The sequence below is a fragment of the Clostridium sp. CM038 genome, from assembly GCF_055081105.1.
Map to the genome: position 1 here is coordinate 2,057,228 of NZ_CM143651.1, position 21,360 is coordinate 2,078,587.

Annotated in this window: 18 protein-coding genes; all 18 read right to left on the reverse strand. The window is 31.7% G+C overall.

Features of this window, described 5'->3' with window-relative positions:
* Positions 1 to 10: 10 nt before the first annotated feature.
* Positions 11 to 1,291 (reverse strand): dicarboxylate/amino acid:cation symporter, encoded by a 1,281-nt coding sequence (locus ACWJKS_RS09365; protein WP_165413535.1) that lies wholly within the window; start codon positions 1,289 to 1,291, stop codon positions 11 to 13.
* A gap of 411 nt (positions 1,292 to 1,702) precedes the next feature.
* Positions 1,703 to 3,130 carry an aspartate ammonia-lyase gene (locus ACWJKS_RS09370; RefSeq protein ID WP_258280667.1) on the reverse strand — a complete coding sequence of 476 codons (1,428 nt, stop codon included), beginning with the start codon at positions 3,128 to 3,130 and terminating at the stop codon, positions 1,703 to 1,705.
* A gap of 695 nt (positions 3,131 to 3,825) precedes the next feature.
* A complete protein-coding gene (locus tag ACWJKS_RS09375; protein ID WP_165413534.1) occupies positions 3,826 to 4,266 on the reverse strand; it encodes a GatB/YqeY domain-containing protein in 441 nt (146 codons plus the stop codon).
* A 145-nt stretch (positions 4,267 to 4,411) separates the two neighbouring features.
* Positions 4,412 to 5,065 carry a thiaminase II gene (gene tenA / locus ACWJKS_RS09380; protein WP_216302819.1) on the reverse strand — a complete coding sequence of 218 codons (654 nt, stop codon included), beginning with the start codon at positions 5,063 to 5,065 and terminating at the stop codon, positions 4,412 to 4,414.
* A gap of 80 nt (positions 5,066 to 5,145) precedes the next feature.
* Complete coding sequence (locus ACWJKS_RS09385) at positions 5,146 to 6,012, reverse strand: polysaccharide deacetylase family protein (RefSeq protein ID WP_216302818.1); 867 nt, start codon at positions 6,010 to 6,012, stop codon at positions 5,146 to 5,148.
* Positions 6,013 to 6,203: 191 nt separating this feature from the next.
* Entirely contained in the window at positions 6,204 to 7,682 is a 1,479-nt protein-coding gene (gene spoIVA / locus ACWJKS_RS09390) for a stage IV sporulation protein A (RefSeq protein WP_216302817.1), read from the reverse strand.
* Between the two features lie 146 nt (positions 7,683 to 7,828).
* Positions 7,829 to 8,821, reverse strand: a complete 993-nt coding sequence (locus tag ACWJKS_RS09395; protein ID WP_165413530.1) for an NAD(P)H-dependent glycerol-3-phosphate dehydrogenase — start codon at positions 8,819 to 8,821, stop codon at positions 7,829 to 7,831.
* A gap of 1 nt (position 8,822) precedes the next feature.
* Positions 8,823 to 10,139 (reverse strand): ribosome biogenesis GTPase Der, encoded by a 1,317-nt coding sequence (gene der / locus ACWJKS_RS09400; protein ID WP_216302815.1) that lies wholly within the window; start codon positions 10,137 to 10,139, stop codon positions 8,823 to 8,825.
* Entirely contained in the window at positions 10,139 to 11,476 is a 1,338-nt protein-coding gene (locus ACWJKS_RS09405; protein WP_220286567.1) for a DUF512 domain-containing protein, read from the reverse strand. The genes der and ACWJKS_RS09405 overlap by 1 nt, the downstream gene beginning before the upstream one ends.
* 301 nt (positions 11,477 to 11,777) lie before the next feature.
* On the reverse strand, positions 11,778 to 12,602 hold the full coding sequence (locus tag ACWJKS_RS09410; protein WP_462959410.1) for a substrate-binding domain-containing protein: 825 nt from the start codon (positions 12,600 to 12,602) through the stop codon (positions 11,778 to 11,780).
* Between the two features lie 65 nt (positions 12,603 to 12,667).
* Complete coding sequence (gene phoU, locus ACWJKS_RS09415; protein WP_165413526.1) at positions 12,668 to 13,324, reverse strand: phosphate signaling complex protein PhoU; 657 nt, start codon at positions 13,322 to 13,324, stop codon at positions 12,668 to 12,670.
* 23 nt (positions 13,325 to 13,347) lie between these two features.
* Complete coding sequence (gene pstB / locus ACWJKS_RS09420) at positions 13,348 to 14,100, reverse strand: phosphate ABC transporter ATP-binding protein PstB (protein ID WP_165413525.1); 753 nt, start codon at positions 14,098 to 14,100, stop codon at positions 13,348 to 13,350.
* Positions 14,101 to 14,112: 12 nt separating this feature from the next.
* Positions 14,113 to 15,000, reverse strand: a complete 888-nt coding sequence (gene pstA, locus ACWJKS_RS09425) for a phosphate ABC transporter permease PstA (RefSeq protein ID WP_220286570.1) — start codon at positions 14,998 to 15,000, stop codon at positions 14,113 to 14,115.
* Positions 15,000 to 15,911, reverse strand: coding sequence for a phosphate ABC transporter permease subunit PstC (gene pstC, locus ACWJKS_RS09430; RefSeq protein WP_165413523.1), 912 nt, complete (start codon positions 15,909 to 15,911; stop codon positions 15,000 to 15,002). The genes pstA and pstC overlap by 1 nt, the downstream gene beginning before the upstream one ends.
* A gap of 201 nt (positions 15,912 to 16,112) precedes the next feature.
* Positions 16,113 to 16,988 (reverse strand): phosphate ABC transporter substrate-binding protein, encoded by an 876-nt coding sequence (locus ACWJKS_RS09435; protein ID WP_462959411.1) that lies wholly within the window; start codon positions 16,986 to 16,988, stop codon positions 16,113 to 16,115.
* Positions 16,989 to 17,168: 180 nt separating this feature from the next.
* Positions 17,169 to 18,872, reverse strand: a complete 1,704-nt coding sequence (gene pnpS, locus ACWJKS_RS09440; protein ID WP_165412724.1) for a two-component system histidine kinase PnpS — start codon at positions 18,870 to 18,872, stop codon at positions 17,169 to 17,171.
* Positions 18,873 to 18,874: 2 nt separating this feature from the next.
* Positions 18,875 to 19,570, reverse strand: a complete 696-nt coding sequence (locus tag ACWJKS_RS09445; RefSeq protein ID WP_165412725.1) for a response regulator — start codon at positions 19,568 to 19,570, stop codon at positions 18,875 to 18,877.
* A 290-nt stretch (positions 19,571 to 19,860) separates the two neighbouring features.
* Positions 19,861 to 21,270 (reverse strand): group II intron reverse transcriptase/maturase, encoded by a 1,410-nt coding sequence (gene ltrA, locus ACWJKS_RS09450; RefSeq protein ID WP_258280593.1) that lies wholly within the window; start codon positions 21,268 to 21,270, stop codon positions 19,861 to 19,863.
* Positions 21,271 to 21,360 lie beyond the last annotated feature (90 nt).

Genomic DNA, 21,360 nt, shown 5'->3' on the forward strand with positions numbered 1-21,360 from the left:
ATTGTATTATTTATACATTGCCACTTAATTCTTCGTTCTCACTATTGAATACGTCAACGTCTAATTCCCCTTCTTGCTTAGCTATTATAACAGTGCAAATAGCATCTCCTGTAATATTGACAACTGTTCTGCCCATATCTACCAATCTATCTACACCCATTATAAGACCGATTCCTTCTAAGGGAAGACCTACAGCCTGAAATACCATAGACAGCATTATAATGGAAGCACCAGGGACTCCAGCTGTACCTACAGATGCAATAGTTGAAGTTAGAACTACTGTTAACATCATATTTAGTGTAACAGGAATGCCATATGCTTGAGCTACAAAGAATGTTGCTACCCCTTGCATAATAGCAGTACCATTCATATTAACTGTTGCACCTAATGGAATAGTGAAGGCCGCAATACCTTTTGATACCCCTAATTCTTTTTCACATGTTTCCATATTCACTGGTACTGTAGCATTACTACTAGCTGTTGAGAAAGCTACAGACATAACTGGGAAGAATTTTTTGTAAAACTTTTTTATAGATAACCCAGTAAAACTTTTTAAAAGACTTGCATATCCTAATATTGAGATAAGTAATAGACCCAAATATATTGTAAGAATATATTTCATTAAAGGCATCATAGCTACATACCCTACAGTAGCAAAGGTTTTAGCTATAAGCCCAAATACACCTATAGGTGCAAATGTCATAACGATTTCTACTAATTTCATTATTAAATCATTTAGGCTTTCAAGTAAATTAATTAGGGGCTGACCTTTTTTACCTAATAAAGATAAGCCTATACCAGTTAATACAGCAACTACAATAATTTGAAGCATATTACCTTCCGACATAGCTAAAATTGGATTACTTGGTACCATTTCGTATAACGTTTGTACCAATGGAGTTTTGGTAGCAATTGTAGTTTTCACTGCTTTTACGGCTGTTAAATCTAACCCTGATCCTGGCTTTATAAAATAACCTAAGACTAGCGCAATAGCAACAGCTATTGCTGTAGTTGATAGATAAAAAGCTACAGTCTTTCCCCCGACCCTACCTAATTTCTTTACATCTCCCATACTGGCCGCACCATTTGCTAAGGAAATAAACACCAGTGGGACTACAAGCATCATTATTCCTCTTAAAAAAAGTTGACCTACTAATTGGAAAACACCATTTATTAAAAACGCATTTTTAAAAGTTCCATTAGGAAATTGAAATACAATAATTCCAGTTATTGATCCTAATAATAGAGCAATAAGGATTCTAGTTGTCAAGTTCACCTTTTTTTTACTCATACAAAACCCTCCTTTATATATTTTATTAGCTGGCTATGAAATGCCACAGCCAGCATTAATACCACATTTTTATATATTGAAATGGCTGTAATCCGCCCACCTTGGGCGCATATACATTTACAAGATGGGTATAAACTAAAAATGAATTTCGAAAGGAGCCCTTCATGTCAGTATGCTCCTAAACAACCAAATGTTGTTTAGGAGCATACCGGTAACCGTTTTCTTAATATTCACTCAATATGTTTTAGCCACTTCCGGAGTATATGCAATGCTAAGATCATCTCTAGTTTCAATCCTCGAAACTAACTGAGCCTTTACTTTATTCCATGATGATTGCAATTTCACTATACTATAATACCACAAAAAATACCTAATTGCATACTATTGTTTACATTTAATTAATAAAATAATTTATATAGCCATTAAATGCTTTGCTGCTATTCCTGGCTCGGTCATTGCTATTGTATCTAGTATTTCATTAAGTTGTGCTTTCGTTAAAATACTCTCTTTAAGTACCAATTCACTTACAGGTTCGCCTGTTGCAATCGCTCTAGCTGCAATTTTTGCAGCTGCCTTATAACCTACATGAGGTACTATCGCTGTAATTATACCTACACTATTATCTACTAAGTATTTGCACCTTTTTCTATTAGCCGTAATACCTGCAATACAATTTTCTCTAAGGGTATTAACTCCGTTACCTAGTGTTTCTATAGATTCATATAAGTTATAGAATATAACTGGTTCAAATGCATTTAATTCTAATTGTCCGGCCTCTGCTGCCATAGTTATAGTAATGTCATTGCCTATAATATTAAAAGATACTTGACTCATAACTTCTGGAATTACAGGATTTATCTTTCCTGGCATTATTGAAGATCCATTTTGTTTTGCTGGCAGATTGATTTCCCCAAAGCCTGCTCTAGGACCTGAAGACATTAACCTTAAGTCATTTGATATCTTGGATAGACTTACTGCACAAGTTTTAAGAGCTGATGAAACGTCCACAAAAACATCCAGATTTTGTGTCCCATCTATTAAGTCTTCTGCTTGATGTAAATCTAAATTAACAACATCATTAATTGCTGGCACGATTTTTTTAAAATATCCTGTATCCACATTTATTCCTGTCCCTATAGCAGAAGCTCCCATATTTACACTCTTTAGCCCTTCACTGGCTTTTTCTAACCTATCAATATTTCTTTTTATTACTGAGCTATATGCATGGAATTCTTGGCCTAATCTAATAGGTACAGCATCTTGCATTTGAGTTCTTCCCATTTTAATAACATCATCAAATTCTTTAGACTTTTCAACAAGTACATCACCAAGTTTTCTTAACTCCTCTAAGGTTTTTGGAATAAGTTTTAGAGCTGCCATCTTGCCTGCTGTTGGGAATACATCATTTGTAGATTGTCCCATATTTACATGATCATTTGGATGAACTTTATCATACGCTCCCAATTTACCACCCAATATTTCATTTGCTCTATTAGCAATTACTTCATTTGCATTCATATTACCCGATGTACCTGCTCCACCTTGAATAGGATCAATTATAAATTCATTATGTAATTTACCAACTATTATTTCATCACATGCTTGTACTATAGCGTCGCTGATTTTTTTACTCATTAATCCAGCTTCATTATTTGCAATAGCTGTAGCTTTTTTTACTTGCGCAAGACTGACTATTAAGTCTTTGTGCATCCTCCTACCTGTAATATTAAAGTTTTCTGACGCCCTTAATGATTGAACTCCATAATATGCTTCTATAGGTACATTCTTAGAGCCAACAGAATCGCTTTCCACCCTAAATTTTTGCATGTTTTCATTCATAATATTTCCTCCTTGTTTACTATAATATACTAATAATACCCTTTGAAATAAATTTTGTCAAATAAACATCTGTCTTTTTAAGTATCATAAGTAAGTCTTTTAACTAAATTAAGACTAATTTATTACTTAATATTTATTGATTTACGGCGCTTTAAGCATTTGAAATTGAAAATTAATTCTTAATATACCTAGGGTTATATCGAATACAACCTTAAGTTTGAATATTTTGAATATTGTTTACTTTGCAAGATTACCGTTAAGATTAATTTTACATCTGCTCTCTAAGTGGTATTCCACATAAAAAAAATAAGTACCTCAAGGGTACTATGATATGACCTGAAGATAACTACTTGCTACTAAGAGTTTTTTGATATTTATAGGCATATAACATCACAATGAATTAATTAACCTGTTAATAAATCATATTGTAATTGTTTACACTATTATATTTACAATTATTTAGTACTTATTATATAATTTAAATCCAGTATTATCAACTATTGTTATACCCTTAAATTGATTATTCAATAAGGACTCATTACTTATTAAAACTCCATTTTATAAATTTTAACATAAAAAAATACTTTCTTAATAAAATTCAAAAGTGAATCTTACCCCTACATATGGGATAAAACTCACTCATAATTACTAATTTGCCTTTACCTTTAATAAATGGTATCATTACTCCATTTTCCCTATGCCAATAATTGATTCACAAGAGGATTTACCTTCCTGCTATCATACTTTCCTTTTAACTTAGGCATAACAGCCTTCATAACCTTCCCCATGTCACCCTTTCCGCTAAAGTGATTTTGGGTAATAACTTCACTGATAATTATTTTTGCTTCATCGTCACTTAATTGCTTGGGCATATAAAATGTAAACATTTCGATAGCAATTTCTGTTTCAGCTATAATATCTTCTTTATTAGCTTCTTTCGCATAACTAAGAGTTTCATTTAATTGTTTAATTGTTTTCTCAATAATACCAACTAAGTCGTCGTCAGAAAGTTCTTTTTTCAAATCCATTTCTTTATATTTAACGTCAGCCATTAAAGTCCTTAAAGCAGTCAGTCTTACCTTATCCCTACTCTTCATATATTTAATAATATCATCTTTCAGTGTTTGTTTTAACATATGTGTTACCTCCTAAATAATTCAATATTTTTTAACAAGTCATTTTGTTACTTTATTAAAACTATACTTATATATACATTATACTCTTATAATCTCACTTTAACGACATTTCAGAAGGAAAGTTTCCCAATTTTATAATCTAATATTAATTATATGCCCTATTCCAAAATTCTAATTCATACATGCATGATTTCATAAAAATAGCTAATAATCTTTTCTTTTCTATCTCATCTATGTCTTCGCATAAATCATTTATATAATCCAGCCAGTCATTAGTGAATTTTTCAAAATCTTCAGAAGCGTATTCTTCAATCCATGGATTGAAAAAATTCCCCTCTAGCTTATGTCCATAAGTCTTTTTAATATATTTGCCTATGTAGCTATAACTCCACGTACACGGCATAGCAACAAGGGCAATCTCCTTTAAATCTCCGGTAAGCGCCACACCTTGCATATAGCTTGTATAACTTGTAGTTATTAATTTATATTCACATTTTTCCGTTTCTTTAGCAGTTAATCCAAAGCCTTCTAAATATTTTATATGAACAGCCGTTTCATCCTCCATAATTCCCCTTATTGAATTATAATAAAATTTCATCTCGTCCATAGTTTTTGCCTTAATTAACCCTACAGAAAATACCTTTGAATATTCTTTTAAATATAGATAATCCTGTATAAGATAGTTTTTAAACTTTTCCTTATCTAAGGTACCTTCTCCTATCTCCTTTATAAATGGATGCTCTAAATATGAATTCCAAAATTCCTTTACCTCTTCAAATATATAATCTGTAAATTTCATACTATTCCACCCCTCCATCGTCATTTAATTTCTCAAACAGTTCTAAGCCCAAAAATGTCTATATAAGTCTATGCTATTTTCTAAGGAAGATCATTCAATGTTTTAAACTCATATCCCTGACTTTTCCACTCTTTAATCAGACTGTCGAGTATTTTTGTATTGGTTTCTGAAACTGCATGAAGCAAACATATCATTCCAGGCTTTGTTTGCTTTAAAAGATTTTTTTTTGCCGTTTCAGGGTTTGGCTGATCCTTAGGTTCATAATCTTTATAAGCAAGTGTAAAAAACACTGATTTATAACCAAGCTTTTGAGTGTAATAAAGAGAAAGTTCACTGAAGTCACCCATAGGCGGTCTAAAAAATTTCGACATTTTTAAACCGGGGATGTTATTAACAGTAGTTTCATTTTCTGTAATCTCTGAATTAAAATCCATTTCATTAGTTATAGACGGCATGGATTTATGATGCACTGAATGATTCCCTATAATATGGCCTTCATTCATCATTCTTTTTACAAGATCAATATCTTTTGCACCATTAAAAGAACCCGTTACATAGGGCTTTGTTACAAAAAAAGCTGCTTTAACATTGTTAGCTTTTAAAGTATCAAGAATGCTTGCTGTATAACCATTCTCATACCCCTCATCAAAAGTTAGATAAATTACTTTTTTAGAAGTTTCGCCAAAAGCATAAGCATGATATTTCGATAATAATGTTGAATTTTCTCTTGGTGAATAAGCCCATGACCAGTTAATAGTTTTTGTCTGTAGATTTGGACTATTCTCTTTTAAAGTTGATTTAGAGTTTGTATTTCCACCACTGCCCGTTTTAAGGCTGCTATTTGTTTGCTTTGCATTACTTAAACTTATCTGATTTTGTCTGTCATTTGCACAACCACAAAGCACAAGTGTTAATACTATTAATAACGGTATTTTTTTAAATTGCAATTAGATCACCTCTATGTATATTTTAATATATTCATATACGATAAACTTCCACATAGCTATTATACCTCTTTTAAAATATTTTATAATATTTTTTTGTATGTATTATTATAATTATTTGCAAATGAAAATAAGCTTTGAGCCATAAGGAATACTCCCTATAACTCAAAGCTACTATATCCTGAAAAATCTTATTATAATATAATGCATATTAAGCTGCCATTACCCTCATTTATAATTCGTTGTAGAGTCTTTTGAATTTTCACTTGAACGTCATCAGGCATCTTAAACAGCTTACTTTGGAGGCCTTCTTTAACTAATACTTCTAAAGATTTACCAAACATATTACTCTGCCAAATTTGAGATTTATCATTCTCAAACTGTTCTAAAATGGATTTATAGAAATCTTCACTTTGCTTTTCTGTACCCATAATAGGTGATATTTCTGTTTGTATGTCTGCCTTAATAAAATGAAGAGAAGGTGCAGATGCCTTTAATTTAACTCCATACCTCCCACCATGCTGCACAATTTCAGGTTCTTCTAATGTCATTTCTGAAAGCTGTGGTGCAACTAATCCATAGCCTTTTTCTTTAACATCTTTTAAAGCCTCTGAAATTTTATCATATTCTACTTTAGCTCTAGAGAATTCTCCCATTAATGTTAATAAATCATTTTCTCCTTTTATTTCACAATCACAAGTTTCGCCAAGTATTTTGTAAAATAATTCGTGTTTAGGAATTATATTGACTCTAGCAGTACCTTCTCCCATATTCATTTCATCAAGTATTGCAGAGTCTAAAAAATCAACTTCTTTAAATGTTAGTAGCGATTTATTTATATCCCTAACTTTAAAAATATCTTTACACGTATCTTTTAAGAACTTCATAAAGTTAATTTTTACCCAGTGCTTAGAACTTAAGTTTTCAATCCATTCTGGCATATCTATGTTAATTTCTTTAACTGGAAATTCTTTAAGAATTCTTTGAAATATATTAGCTATATCCTCCTCTTTCATATTTACAACATCCATAACTTGAACTGGAACATCATATTTTTCTTCTAATTCTCTTGCTAAAACTTGTGTTTCAGGAGCATCTGCATTTTTAGAATTTAATACCATTATGAAAGGTTTATTAATGGATTTAAGTTCATCAACTACCCTTCCTTCCGCTTCTAAATATTCTTCCCTTTCTATGCCTGTGATAGAACCATCTGTAGTAATTAAAAGACCAATAGTTGAATGCTCATTTATTACCTTTTTTGTTCCAATCTCTGCGGCTTCCTCAAATGGAATTTCGTAATCATACCAAGGGGTTGTCACCATTTTAGGCGTCTCTCCTTCAGCATATCCTACCGCTCCTTTGACAATATACCCAACACAATCGACCATCCTTACTTTAAATTTAGTTCCCCCTTCAAACTCAATTTCAACTGCTTCGTTGGGTACGAATTTAGGTTCAGTAGTATGAATCGATTTCCCTGAACCACTTTGAGGAAGTTCATCTTTTGCTCTTTCTTTTTTATGAGGATTGTCTATGTTAGGAATTACCATAAGCTCCATAAATCTTTTTATAAATGTTGATTTTCCAGTCCTTACAGGACCCACAACACCTACATAAATATCCCCTTGCGTTCTCTCCGCTATATCTTTATATATATCAAAATTATCCAATATATACCTCCCAATACTTATTATTATCACTATAAATATATTTTAGAGATCAATGAATTATTACTATAGATTAAAAATATATAAAAAAAACCAATTTTTTATTAAATTCTTAATAAAAAATTGGTCTTTCCATACTAATAGTTTTCTTAAAACTCATCTTTTTTATTTCTTGACATTAATTCGTATACCCCATATTTAGGGTCTTTACCTTCAAATAATACTTTGTATAACACATCCGTAATAGGCATAGAAATCTGCTCTTTTTCTTTAAGCTCATAGAAGGCTCTTACAGCTTTTATACCCTCTACTACCATTCCTATGTCTTCGCATGCCTTTTCCATTGGAACACCCTTTCCAATCAAAATACCAGCTCTTCTATTTCTACTGTGCATACTAGTGCAAGTTACTATAAGATCACCCATACCCGTTAAGCCATAGAATGTTTCAATTCTGCCTCCGAGCTTTGTGCCTATTCGTATAATTTCACTCATTCCTCTTGTCATTAGCGCAGCCTTAGCATTGTCACCGTAGCCTATACCATCAGATACGCCTGCAGCTAGTGCAATAATGTTTTTAACTGCTCCACCTATCTCTACACCCACAATATCTTCATTAGTGTAAACTCTAAATTTACTAGACATAAATGCATCTTGCACAATACTTGCATACTCCATTTTTTTAGATGTAACTACTAGCGTTGTAGGTATATCTAATGCAACCTCTTCTGCATGACTAGGACCGGAAAGTATTACTATAGGGTTACTTACGATTTCTTCCTCTATAACTTCTGAAATCCTTTTTGCTGAGCCCTCTTCTATTCCCTTTGCAATGCTAACCACAATTTGATTTTCTTTTAGATGTGGTGCTATCATCTTACTTAAGCCTCTTATTGCATGCGAAGGCACTGCTAATACAATTAGCTCACTATCACTTATAACCTTTTCTATGTCCGTAAATGCTGTTACTCCTGCTGGCACGATAATGCCTGGTAAGTACTTAATGTTTTCTCTCTTAATGTTAATATCATCAATAACACTAAGCTTTCTATCCCAGATATTAACGCTCGTACCTTTTTTGGCAAGCATTATTGATAACGCAGTGCCAAAACTCCCACCACCTAAAAAAGCAACTTTTGACATTCTATTCCTTCCTTTCCCTAAATATAAGTCTTATCCCTGTTCCGATAAACTCAAAGCTATTTCTTAATTGATTTTCTAAATATCTTTCATAAGAAAAATGTAGTAAATTTTCATTATTTACAAAGAATACAAATGTTGGTGGTTTAGAGTCTACTTGAGTAACGTAGAATATTTTTAATCTTTTATTTGCCACCGTTGGAGGTTCTTTCATAAGTACAGCCTTATTTACAACTTCATTAAGTATTCCTGTAGAAATTCTTTTTGAATAATTCTCATAACATTCTTTAACTGTTTTTAATACCTTATGTACTCTTTGGCCTGTTTTTGCGGATATAAATAAATAAGGTGCATATGCCATGAAATTTAATCCTGCTTGTAATTTTTGTTTATATTCAAGCATAGTCTTTGTATCTTTTTCAATAAGATCCCATTTATTCACTATAACAAAAATTGCTTTTTTCATCTCATGAGCATAACCTATAATTTTCTCATCTTGATCACTTAATTCATCCGTAGCATCAAGGATAAGTACAACTACATCAGCTCGCTCAACAGCAGCTAATGATCTAATAACACTATACCTTTCAATTCCTTCTTCTACTTTACTTTTTCTTCTTATTCCCGCAGTATCTATAAGAATAAATTTACCTTCTTCAGTTTCTATTTTACTATCAATAGCATCTCTTGTAGTACCTGCAATATCAGTTACTATGTTTCTTTCTTCTCCAAGTATTTTATTTATAAGCGATGATTTACCAACATTCGGCTTACCTACTACTGCAACTTGAATATATTCTTCATCTTCTGTGTTTGAATAAACACTTTCAAAATGGGCTACTACTTCATCTAGCATATCTCCAAGTCCAAGGGCTTGAGTTGCAGAAATAGCTATAGGAGTCCCTATACCTAAATTATAGAATTCAAAGGCATTAGCTTCTAGTTCAAGATGGTCTATTTTATTTACTACGAGTACTACTGCTTTTTTGCTTTGTCTAAGCATCTGTGCAACTTCAGTATCCGCACCTGTAAGTCCTTGTTTACCATCTACAATAAATATTATAACATCTGCTGTTTCTATCGCTATTTGTGCCTGTCTTCTCATTTGAGCTAAAATAATATCTTGACTTTCAATTTCTATACCACCTGTATCAATTAATGTGAAATTGTGTCTAAGCCAATCTGCATCTGCATATACTCGGTCTCTTGTTACACCTGGTTTATCATCCACTATTGAAATTCTTTTACCTGCCAACTTATTAAATAATGTAGATTTCCCTACATTGGGTCTTCCTACTATTGCTACGATTGGTTTTGCCATTATTCTTCCTCCCGACTATTTTGGTTTATTATATGGATTAAATCTTCTCCTGAATAATCACATATTAAAATTTTTGTATTTAAGCTTTTTTCTAAATCACTTATCGTAATATTATCCAAGAGTATTTGTTCCTCATAGTTTCCTAGTTCATATCCTTTTTTTAGCATATTGCTAGGAATTATTAAATAATCTCCTAGCTTTTCATCCCTTAGCTGCTTAATTATGTCATTTCCTGTTAAAAGACCCGCTACTGTAATAGTTTCTCCAAAAAAAACATTATTTATTTTTTTAACATCAGTTTTTATTTTATTATTACATGCAGTAATTTTCTCAGCTACCTTTAATATTTCTGTATAAGCTGAATGCCCTGTTACAAATGTAAAGCTTCCCTTATTATTCGGCTTTAGGTTTGCTATATCTTTATCAATAACACTTCTAAGTAGTCTAATCATACCAATGCCATCTTCTAATTGATCATACCCATCATAAAACTCTTCTTGTGGTACATCACTATGTGCTACAACATAGAATTCATCAGACAATCGTATAAAAGGTGAGCCTACTTCTCTAATATATTTTTCTTGTAATTGCTTTACACTTTCTATTTCCTTTGCTGCAGTATTTTTATCATACAATGTTAAATTAAATAAGCCTTTTCTATACTTTGTTATACCAACTGGAACAACTGCTAAGTTTTCTATGCTAGGATAAAGTTTATATAAATCCTCAATGGTTTTTATAAGCTCTTCTCCATTATTAATACCTGGACAAGAAACTACTTGACAATTAATTTTAATACCCGCTTCAGCCAGCCTTTTTAACCTATCATACACATTTCCAGCAAATTTATTGTTTAACATTATCTTTCTAAGCTCTGGATCAGTAGTGTGAACTGATACATTAATAGGGCTTATTTTGTATCGAATAATTCTATCTATGTCCTCTTCCTTCATATTAGTTAAAGTTACAAAATTACCTTGAAAAAACGATAACCTTGAATCATCATCTTTAAAATACAAAGTTTCTCTCATTCCTTCTGGCAATTGGTCAATAAAACAAAATATACATTTATTATGACAGTTCATTGGTTTATCCAAAATAGCATCAACAAATTGGATTCCTAAATCTTCATCATATTCCTTTTCAAATTCAATTTCCCAAATCTCACCATCTATCTTTTCAATTTCAATTTCAAGAAGTTCATCTGTAATTAAAAACTTGTAGTCTATAATGTCTACTACGTCATTGCCATTTATACTTATTAATCTATCTCCTACTTCTAACTCAATTTCTTCTGCGATACTTCCTGGAAGTATCTTAGCTATTTGGTTTTTCATTTTTACCTCCTGCTCAACCATAACCTTTCATCTAAAAGGTTTTATGAGGAATTAGAAATATTATATTAAGATTAAATCACACCTTTAAATTTATAATAAGAAATTAGTTAAGTAATAAATTATAGTATTCCATTAAGTTATATTACATTAATTAAATACCTAAGTCAACGCTATTAGTCGTTAAAAGAAGAAAAAAAGCAAATTACGCTCATTTTGCGGTTTTTTAACTATCTTATACTAATGGATTTAAACCTGCTATGCAATTTACTACAGAATAAAAATACCTCCTAAGAAGGAGGTATTAAAATGCTTCTATGCAATATTTTCTAATGATTTTCTTACCATCTTCACTTTTAAAATACTGAAAAAGATCCTTTAAACTGTCTTCTTTCTCTTTAGAATAATACATTTTTATTGGAATCCTTAGAAAGTAAAGTTCATTTTGCAAATTTGATTTAGTAATTTCAATACCATTTAATTTTAAAAATTTACTTTCTTTATTATACCACTGTCCAGGTATAAATCCTATAGAATTTTTATTCTGAGCAACAAAATTCTTCATCTCTTCTACACTTGATACATATTGAGTGCTATTACCCATTTGTTCTTTTACAGGAGTATCCATTATCCTTATGTTAAATCCCTGCTGGGCTGTATTTAACATATTTTTATATGCTACAGGTACTATTGTTTTTGATTCACCATTTAATTTTTCCCAGTTTACTATATTTCCAGTATATATTTTTTTTAATTCCTGAGTTCCCACACCATCCACTTTATTGCTAGCGTTAACAATAATCCCTATTCCATCACAAGCTAGCATGTCAGCTTCAATCTCCTTCTTATCTGGCTGAACATATCCAATTAAAACATCCCCTTCAGAATTATCTAATTTATTAAAAGCACTTTCTTTCTCACCAGATTCCACAGTAACTGCATGCTCATTATTTAAATTATAATCACGTGCTAAATCATTTACCAAAGGAAAAACTGTGTCTTCACAAATTATTTTAATGCTTTTGGATTTTTTTTCTTTGAATTCTGCACCTTTTTTACACCCTGTACTTAGCATTATCATACTAACGCAAAAAAATATAAAAAATTTTTTTAGTTTTTTTTTCTTCATAATCACAACTCCACTACAATATTTTAAATTTGTATTTATTGTAGTTTTTGTATTTTATCTAAAAACTATTCGTTTAAATTAATTTTTTCACCAGTAACTAGATAAATTGTCCATTCACATATGTTTGTTGTATGGTCAGCAATTCTTTCTAGCCACTTACAAATGAATATAAACTGAGTAGCTTGATTTACTGTATTTTGATCTTTAATCATTAATTGTAGTAGTTCTCTAAATACTTCCTTATATATAGTATCTACCTCATCATCCCTTTTGCAAACTGCATAAGCCTTTTTAACATCTCCTGCCACATAGGCATCCAAGGCATCTCTTATCATAAGCACTACTATTTCAGCCATTTTAGGTATACTTACTAGTTGCTTTACATACTTTTCATCTTTTAATCTTAATGTGATTTTAGCAACATCAACGGCATAATCAGCCATTCTCTCAAGGTCCGTTACTATTTTTGTCATAGTGAAAATATTTCTTAAATCTATTGCTAAAGGCTGCTGCATAGCGATTAATTTTATTGCTTTATCTTCTATTTCTCGCTCCATTTCATCAACTATGTCATCATTCTTCATTATTTTTTCAGCTTTTTCGGTGTTTTGAGTAACTAAGGCATCGATGCAGTCATAAATTTGTTTTTCTACTATGCTTCCCATTCTAATTAAATCATTATGAAGCTCTTGAAGATTCGCTTCAAATACTTTTCTTGCCATTAAATCACCTTCCTTATTATATTTTAGCCAAATCTTCCTGTAATATAATCCTCTGTTCTTTTATCTCGAGGTTTGTAAAAAATCTCCTCTGTTTTTCCATTCTCAATGATTTCTCCATTTAAGAAAAATGCTGTATAATCAGAAATCCTACCTGCTTGCTGCATATTATGCGTAACAATTATAACTGTATACTTTTTTTTGAGAACATCCATTAATTCTTCAACCTTTAAAGTTGAAATAGGGTCTAATGCTGAAGTTGGTTCATCCATCAGTAAAACCTCAGGTTCTACTGCCAAAGTTCTAGCTATGCATAAACGTTGCTGTTGTCCACCAGATAATCCTAGCGCACTCTTTTTAAGCCTATCTTTTACTTCATTCCAAAGTGCAGCTCCCTTTAAACTATTCTCTACAACTTCATCAAGTTGTTTCTTATTAGTTAGACCATGAATTCTGGGTCCATAAGCCACATTATCGTATATTGACATAGGGAAAGGATTAGGCTTTTGGAATACCATTCCTATTTTCTTTCTTAAATCTATAACATCATAATCTGGATTGTATATATTTTTATTTTCGTATAATACTTCTCCATCTATTTTAACAGAATCTATTAAATCATTCATTCTGTTTATAGTACGTAAAAATGTCGATTTACCACAACCTGATGGTCCTATAAGTGCAGTAACAGAATTTTTTTCTATATTAATGTTTACATTTTTCAGTGCTTGAACGTTGCCATAATATAGATTTAGATTCTTTGCTATAACAATTCCCATATTATACCCTCCTTATTTACTTCCTGTATGAGATTCATACAATTTTTTCCCAATTACCCTTGCAGATACATTAAATATAAGCACTGCAATTATTAAAACTGCTGAAGCTCCATTTGCTATCTTAGTAGCATCAGGTACCATCCCTTCAGAATTCAACTTCCATATATATACAGATAAGGTTTCAGCGGGCCTTAATAAACTATAAGCTGAAGCTTTACTAGTTAAACTTAAATTAGTAAAATTCAAAGTTGGTGCACTCATACCTGCAGTATATAGTAATGCCGCTGCTTCTCCAAATATTCTTCCCGCTGCCAGTATAACACCCGTTAGAATTTGAGGCATTGCAGATGGCAATATAACATTTTTAATAGTCTGCCATCTAGTTGCACCTAATCCTAAGCTTGCTTCTTTAACACCAGACGAAGCGGCTTTAATAGCATTTTCACTAACTCTAGTAAGTCCAGGTAAATTTATTATAGTTATAGCTAATGCTCCAGCAATAAGAGAATATCCCCATCCTGTCATATTAACAAACACTAAAAGTCCAAATAGACCAACTACTATAGACGGTAGAGATGCCATAGTCTCAATACTCAATCTAATAATATTTAATAGCTTGCCTTCTTTTGCGTACTCAGCTAAATATATTCCAGCCCCTACACCTAGTGGCACTGTGATTATAAGTGTTACTACAAGCAGATGTAACGAATTATATAATTGACGTCCAATCCCCCCACCGGCTTCACCAATTTGGGGTTCTCCAAATATAAATTTTAAATTTAATGATTGCCTTCCATTATATAGTATATATCCTATGAGGCTTACGAGTAAAAGAATTACTAAAGCAGAAATTATATATAAAACTATGGTTGCTATTTTATCTTTAACTTTAGAACTCATTATACCTCACCTCTTCTTCCAAGTTTTCTAATTATAAGTATAAATACAAAGGATATTATTAGTAATAATAATGCCATTGACCATAACGCATCATTCCAAGCTGTACCATAGATTGTATTTGCCATATCCATAGTAAGTATGCTTGTTAATGTAGATGTGGTTCCGAGTAACCCCTTAGGGAATGCTACTGAGTTTCCTATAACCATTTGCACTGCTAATGCTTCTCCAAATGCTCTTGAAACTCCGAGTACTATACCTGTTAATATTCCACTTTTAGATGCAGGAATAATCACCTTAATTATAGTTTGCCATCTAGTTGCTCCAAGTCCATAAGATGCCTCTATATAATCTTTGGGTATGGTTTTTATAGCATCAGACGCAATACTTGTGATTGTTGGCAAAATCATTACGCTTATAACTAATACTCCTGCGAGTAAACTAAAACCAATTCCTCCGAACCAAAGCTTAATAATAGGCACTAAAACACTTACACCTATCCAACCATAAACAACTGAAGGTATTCCCACAAATAACTCTATGGCAGGTTGAAGAACTTTTGTGCCAAGTTTTGGTGATACTACATTCATAAACACTGCTAAAGCTACACCTATCGGTGCACTTACTAGCACTGCAAGGAAAGACACTGCTGAAGACCCAAGAATAAATATCAAAGTTCCAAATTGAGGAGGTAAAGATTCTCCCCCCACCTCTGGATTCCACTCTCCAGAGAATATAAAATGAAATATTGAGTATCCGTGCTTTATAAAGGTATTTAATCCTTTAGTCGTTAGGAAAAATATGATTGAAAAAGTAAGAATAACTATAACAGCACCACAAAATGTTGCAAATCCACGTCCTAAATATTCATTCTTTAGTTTTAAAAATATTTTTTTCATAGCATTTTTTTTCATATCATTGTACCTCAAAAAAATTATTTTAACGATATTCCAGAAGGAAAGTCCCCCTACCTTCTATAATTGTGGACTTACTACCCTAACAAAAATGAAACTTGGCGAGGTTATAAATCTCCTTCTGAAGTCGTTAATATTGTAGAACCGAAAGTGATAATTTAATGCAAAATAAGACCGGTTTTACCCAGCATTTAGAGAATATTAATCTCTTTTAGCCTTCATATCTGCCATTGGAATATACCCTAATTTTGTTATCCCTGCCTTCATTTCATCACTTACCATATAATCCAAGTATGCTTTTGTTATTCCTGTAGGTTCACCTTTGGTATACATATGTTCATATGCCCAAATTTTATATTTATCTGTGCTTATGTTCTCTGCATTTGCAGAAACACCATTAATTTTCAGTACGGTTAAACCCTCTTTATTAGCCTCATCAGCGAAGTATGATAATGCTAAGTAACTTATTGCCCCATCTGTTTGTTTAACTGCTTGTTTAACAGCTCCGCTCGAATCTTGAGTTAAACCAGCGACTTCTTCCTTTTTATCCAGACCGAATTCTTTAAATGTTACTCTAGTTCCTGAAGATTTTGGTCTATTTATAACAGTGATTTTCATGTCAGCTCCGCCAACTTCTTTCCAGTTTTTTATCTTACCTGTAAATATATCTATTAATTGAGCCTTTGTTAAAGATTCAACTTTAGATTTTTGATTTGTTACTGCTGCAATTCCTATAACACATACCTTATTGTCTTTTAATTTAGTTGCGTCAATTCCTTCTTTATCTTTTGCATAAATATCTGAATTTCCTATTTCTACACTACCTTCTAATACTAATTTAAGTCCAGTACCACTACCGCCACCTTGAACATTTACAGTTGCTCCTGGGTTTTTATCTAAAAAACTCTTAGCACCTAATTCAGCTAAAGGCTGAAGTGATGTTGATCCTGCTGCTGTTATTGTACCTGATAACTCATTTTTTTTAGTCTCAGTTTTACTTGAACAACCCGTGGAAATTCCTGCTGTCATTGCAACTGCTAGTGCAGCGACCATTAATTTTAAGTTTTTTCTTTTCATTGATAATTCCCCCGTTCATTTATTTAGATTGTTTTATTAGCTACTCATTACACTTATAATATTATACCCCGAAAGTTAACTTTGTATTAAGGCAAAGTTAACTAAAGTTTAGCTAATGTTAATTAAACTTTACAATGATAAAAATAAAGCTATCACGTTAATAACGCGATAGCTTTATTTTTATTTAGCGTACGGAATTTCAACTATAAATTTACTGCCTGATCCTAGCTGACTTTCCACATATATTTTTCCATTTAATTTAAGTACTATATGCTTAACAATAGCAAGTCCTAATCCAGTGCCACCTTTTGATCTTAAACGAGCCTTATCCACTCTGTAAAATCTCTCAAATATACGTGGAATTTGTTCTTTGTCTATTCCAACCCCAGTGTCCTTAACCCATAGCATGCATCTATCATCCTTGCTCTCCATTCCAATGCAAACACTATCTCCAGTTTCTGAGTAGTTTATTGCATTATCTACTAAGTTAATTAACATTTGTTTAAACCTATCAGCGTCACCTATCACTTCTTTTACATTTCGCTGATCAACCTTTAACTTGATTCCTTTTAATTCTGCTATGTTTTTCATTAAGTTGTAGACATTTTCTACAATTTTATTAATATTAATTTTTTCATTTTTAACTTCCTTTTGTTGTTCTATATGTGAAAGTGTTAAAATATCTGTACTTAATCTAGTTAATCTTTCAGCTTCTTCATTGATTATATTTAAAAATTTTTCCTTTGTGTCAGCATCATCAACATATTTTAGAGTTTCTGCAAACCCTTTAATAGAGGTTAAAGGCGTTTTAAGCTCATGAGAAACATTAGCAACAAATTGTGTTCTCATATTTTCCAATTTTTTCACTTCTGTAATATCTTGAACAACTGCCACAGTGCCTATATGTTCGCTTCTGTTAATTATATCTGTAGTTTTTATTCTAAGTTCTCTTTCTTGTGGCCAAACTATCTTTATTTCCTTATAATCATTATCACTTTGGTGGAAGATATTTTCTAATTCAAAATCCCTTATATTATCCAGAAGATTCTGCCCTATAATATCTTTAGTGATTCCAAATGTTTTTTTAGCATATGGATTAATCATTATCACTTTATTTTTTCTATCTACAGCAATGACTCCACTATCCATACTTTGCAAAATAGCCTCAAGCCTGTTTTGCTTATCGGTAACTTCATTCAATGTAGACTCTAGTTTATCCGCCATCTCATTAAAATTCTTAGCTAGTTGTCCTATTTCACCATCTGATAATACTCTAGCTCTTCTATGAAATTCGCCCTTACTAATTCTTGAAGTAATAAAAATCAAGTCGGTAATTGGTTTTACTATAATATATGATAGTTTTAGAGAAAACCAAATTGACATTATTGCTGAAAAAATTATGGCTAAGATGTAAAGCTTAAAATATTTACTGCCTAATCCATTTACAATTTCAAGAGGCATAGAACTTCTAATAATAAACCCATCACCAAAAGTGGTTGCAAAATACATCATATTCCGATCAGTAGATTTACTATATCTTACTGTAAATCCACTGCCGCTTTTTCTTGCGTCTTTTATTTCTTGCCTATCATTATGATCATCCATAGTTTCCCCGCTTATATTTGAATCATAAATAACTTTACCATTCTTATCAACATAGGTAACTCTTAGCTGCGAACTTTCTAAGTTCTCCATAAAAAATTTCTGAGGGTCTCTTAAATTATTACTTTGCAATAATCTAATAATCATATTGTTATTAATTTGAAGCTTCCCTTTTAGATTTTGCTGATATTCATAATTAAAAATAGACGTGAATAATGCAGTTACTACCACAAATATAAAAATCACAGTGCTTAACAAATATATAAGTAATTTTTTTTTCATAATTACTCTCCAAAATTAAATCTATATCCTATGCCCCTAATAGTCTGGATATACATTGGATTTTTATCATCTTCTTCAATTTTTTGCCTTAAATGTCTTATGTGAACGTCAACAGTTCTTGTTTCTCCTAAGTATTCATAACCCCATATTTTATCTAATAAAAAGTCTCTAGTCATAACTCTTCCTTTATTCTTTATCAAAATTTCCAATAGTTCGAATTCCTTTAATGTCAAATCAATTTTGATTTCACCTTTAATAACCTCGTGCTTACCAAAATCAATAGTCAAATTTCCAACACTAAAAGACTTTTCAGCTACTTGCATATTGGTTCTTCTAAGCATGGCTTTGATTCTTGCTACTAGCTCCCTTACTGAGAATGGCTTTGTAATATAATCGTCTGCCCCTAACTCTAGCCCTATTATTTTATCTATTTCTTCTGCTTTTGCTGTTATCATTATTATTGACATATTTGACATAGATGAATCTTTTCTAATTTCCTTACAAACATCTAGGCCATCCATTCCAGGTAACATTAAATCTAGTAACATCAATTGCGGCAATTGTTCTTTAGCAAGTTTTATAGCATCTATACCATTATTAGCACACATAACTTTATAACCATTCTTCTCCAAATTAAATTTAATTAACTCTTGTATATGTTCCTCATCATCAACCACTAATATTTTTTCTTCAGCCATGTTAATCCCTCCATATTTCAGCGTTAGTTTATTGTTTTAAATAAACAATAATACATTTTCTTTTGTTTATTATTACTAGCCTTAATATTACTCTAAATATCCTCACTAGTAAACTGTTCTATTACTTACCTGATAGTTTCATATCATCAGCCTCTAATATATTTAGCTGCTACGTCATAATTTTCTCGTAGTTTTTCAAAAAAAATCGAGTAGGAGCTAAATAATTAATTTATTTAGCGACCTCTCACACCACCGTGCATACCGTTCGGTACACGGCGGTTCAATAGAAATTAATGTTTTAATAAATATGTCTCAGATATAGAAACTAATCCTATATTTTTAAGGTATTTATTGGTCAATGTTTTGTTTAATATAGGGCTATTGGATGTTCTCCAATAGCCTTTCCTTGTATTTGCATATTGCAAAGCTTTATTGTTTGGTATTCCTAATTTAACAAGGTTCCCATATTTTGTTTTAATCTTTTTCCATTGTTTCCAAAAACACATTCTAATTCTTCGCCTTAACCATTCATCAAGTGTTTTAAGAATACTTTTAATGTCTGCAATAGCAAAATAATTTATCCATCCAACTATCACTTGCTTAAGTTTCATAAACCTATATTTCATGCTCATCGCATTACTTCTTGAAGTTAATTCTTTTAGCTTTGCTTTGAATTTGATTATAGGTTTTTGAGGAACTCTCATTCTGTATTCACCTTTTGCTCGGTAAAATGAAAATCCTAAAAATTTAAGTTTCCAAGGTCTATCTACTGTACTCTTTTCTTTATTCACTCTAAGCTTTAACTTTTCCTCAATAAATCTCGTAATACTCTTCATTACTCTATTTGCTGATTTCTCACTTTTGACGTATATATTCGCATCATCAGCATATCTACAAAAGTTTAGTCCTCGTTTTGTTAGTTCTACATCGAGTTCATGTAACATTACGTTACTTAATAATGGGGACAAAGGCCCGCCTTGAGGTGCTCCTTCTTCTGTATTCATAAATACCCCATTTATCATCACTCCACTTTGTAGATACTTTCGTATCAGAGAAATTACTCTACTATCTTTAATATCTTCCGATAGTATCCTTATTAATTTATCATGATTTATCGTATCAAAGTATTTAGAAAGGTCTATATTCACCGTCCATGTATGTCCAGCATTAATATATCCCCTACATTTTTCAACAGCTTGTTTTCCACTTCTTAAAGGTCTAAAACCGTAACTATTATCAGAAAATTTCTTTTCATATACTGGTATTAGAGTTTGTGATATCGCTTGCTGAATAACTCTATCTAATACAGTAGGTATTCCAAGTAGCCTAATTCCACCGTCAGGTTTTGGTATTTCTACCCTTCTTACGGCTAGAGGTCTATATCTACTTTCTAATAATGATTGCCTTAATTCTTGTCCATGCTCTTTTAGATAATGTAGAAGTTCATCTACTGTCAAACCATCAATCCCATGACTTCCTTTATTGGCTTTTACTCTTTTATATGCTTTATTCATATTATCTCTCGATAATATCTGCTCGAGTAAACCATTATCATATTCATTCACATCGTTTCTTCCTTCTTCTGACATAGAGGAAATACTATGCACTTCTACATTACCTTCGAGTTCCACTCTATTCTCTCGTAGAGAGCCTTCTTTATGAAGTTGTCTGCTTTTATCATATTTTCTCGTATCCTTCAAAATTCCAAAACCTCCTATTGTTCAGTCCTTCCCACGCTAACGCGTTTTGCATGGTACTATGACGTCTGCTGACTTCTGATAGTTCAGCCA

Bases quoted from the DNA above. Each gene is read 5' to 3' on its own strand.
- ACWJKS_RS09370 (WP_258280667.1), bottom strand. From the start codon at position 3,130: ATGAATGAAAACATGCAAAAATTTAGGGTGGAAAGCGATTCTGTTGGC.
- ACWJKS_RS09410 (WP_462959410.1), bottom strand. From the start codon at position 12,602: ATGAAGAAAAAAAAACTAAAAAAATTTTTTATATTTTTTTGCGTTAGT.
- der (WP_216302815.1), bottom strand. From the start codon at position 10,139: ATGGCAAAACCAATCGTAGCAATAGTAGGAAGACCCAATGTAGGGAAA.
- phoU (WP_165413526.1), bottom strand. From the start codon at position 13,324: ATGGCAAGAAAAGTATTTGAAGCGAATCTTCAAGAGCTTCATAATGAT.
- ACWJKS_RS09365 (WP_165413535.1), bottom strand. From the start codon at position 1,291: ATGAGTAAAAAAAAGGTGAACTTGACAACTAGAATCCTTATTGCTCTA.
- ACWJKS_RS09405 (WP_220286567.1), bottom strand. From the start codon at position 11,476: ATGAAAAACCAAATAGCTAAGATACTTCCAGGAAGTATCGCAGAAGAA.
- pstC (WP_165413523.1), bottom strand. From the start codon at position 15,911: ATGAAAAAAAATGCTATGAAAAAAATATTTTTAAAACTAAAGAATGAA.
- ACWJKS_RS09435 (WP_462959411.1), bottom strand. From the start codon at position 16,988: ATGAAAAGAAAAAACTTAAAATTAATGGTCGCTGCACTAGCAGTTGCA.
- tenA (WP_216302819.1), bottom strand. From the start codon at position 5,065: ATGAAATTTACAGATTATATATTTGAAGAGGTAAAGGAATTTTGGAAT.
- ACWJKS_RS09395 (WP_165413530.1), bottom strand. From the start codon at position 8,821: ATGTCAAAAGTTGCTTTTTTAGGTGGTGGGAGTTTTGGCACTGCGTTA.
- pstB (WP_165413525.1), bottom strand. From the start codon at position 14,100: ATGGGAATTGTTATAGCAAAGAATCTAAATCTATATTATGGCAACGTT.
- ACWJKS_RS09375 (WP_165413534.1), bottom strand. From the start codon at position 4,266: ATGTTAAAACAAACACTGAAAGATGATATTATTAAATATATGAAGAGT.
- ACWJKS_RS09445 (WP_165412725.1), bottom strand. From the start codon at position 19,570: ATGGCTGAAGAAAAAATATTAGTGGTTGATGATGAGGAACATATACAA.
- pstA (WP_220286570.1), bottom strand. From the start codon at position 15,000: ATGAGTTCTAAAGTTAAAGATAAAATAGCAACCATAGTTTTATATATA.
- pnpS (WP_165412724.1), bottom strand. From the start codon at position 18,872: ATGAAAAAAAAATTACTTATATATTTGTTAAGCACTGTGATTTTTATA.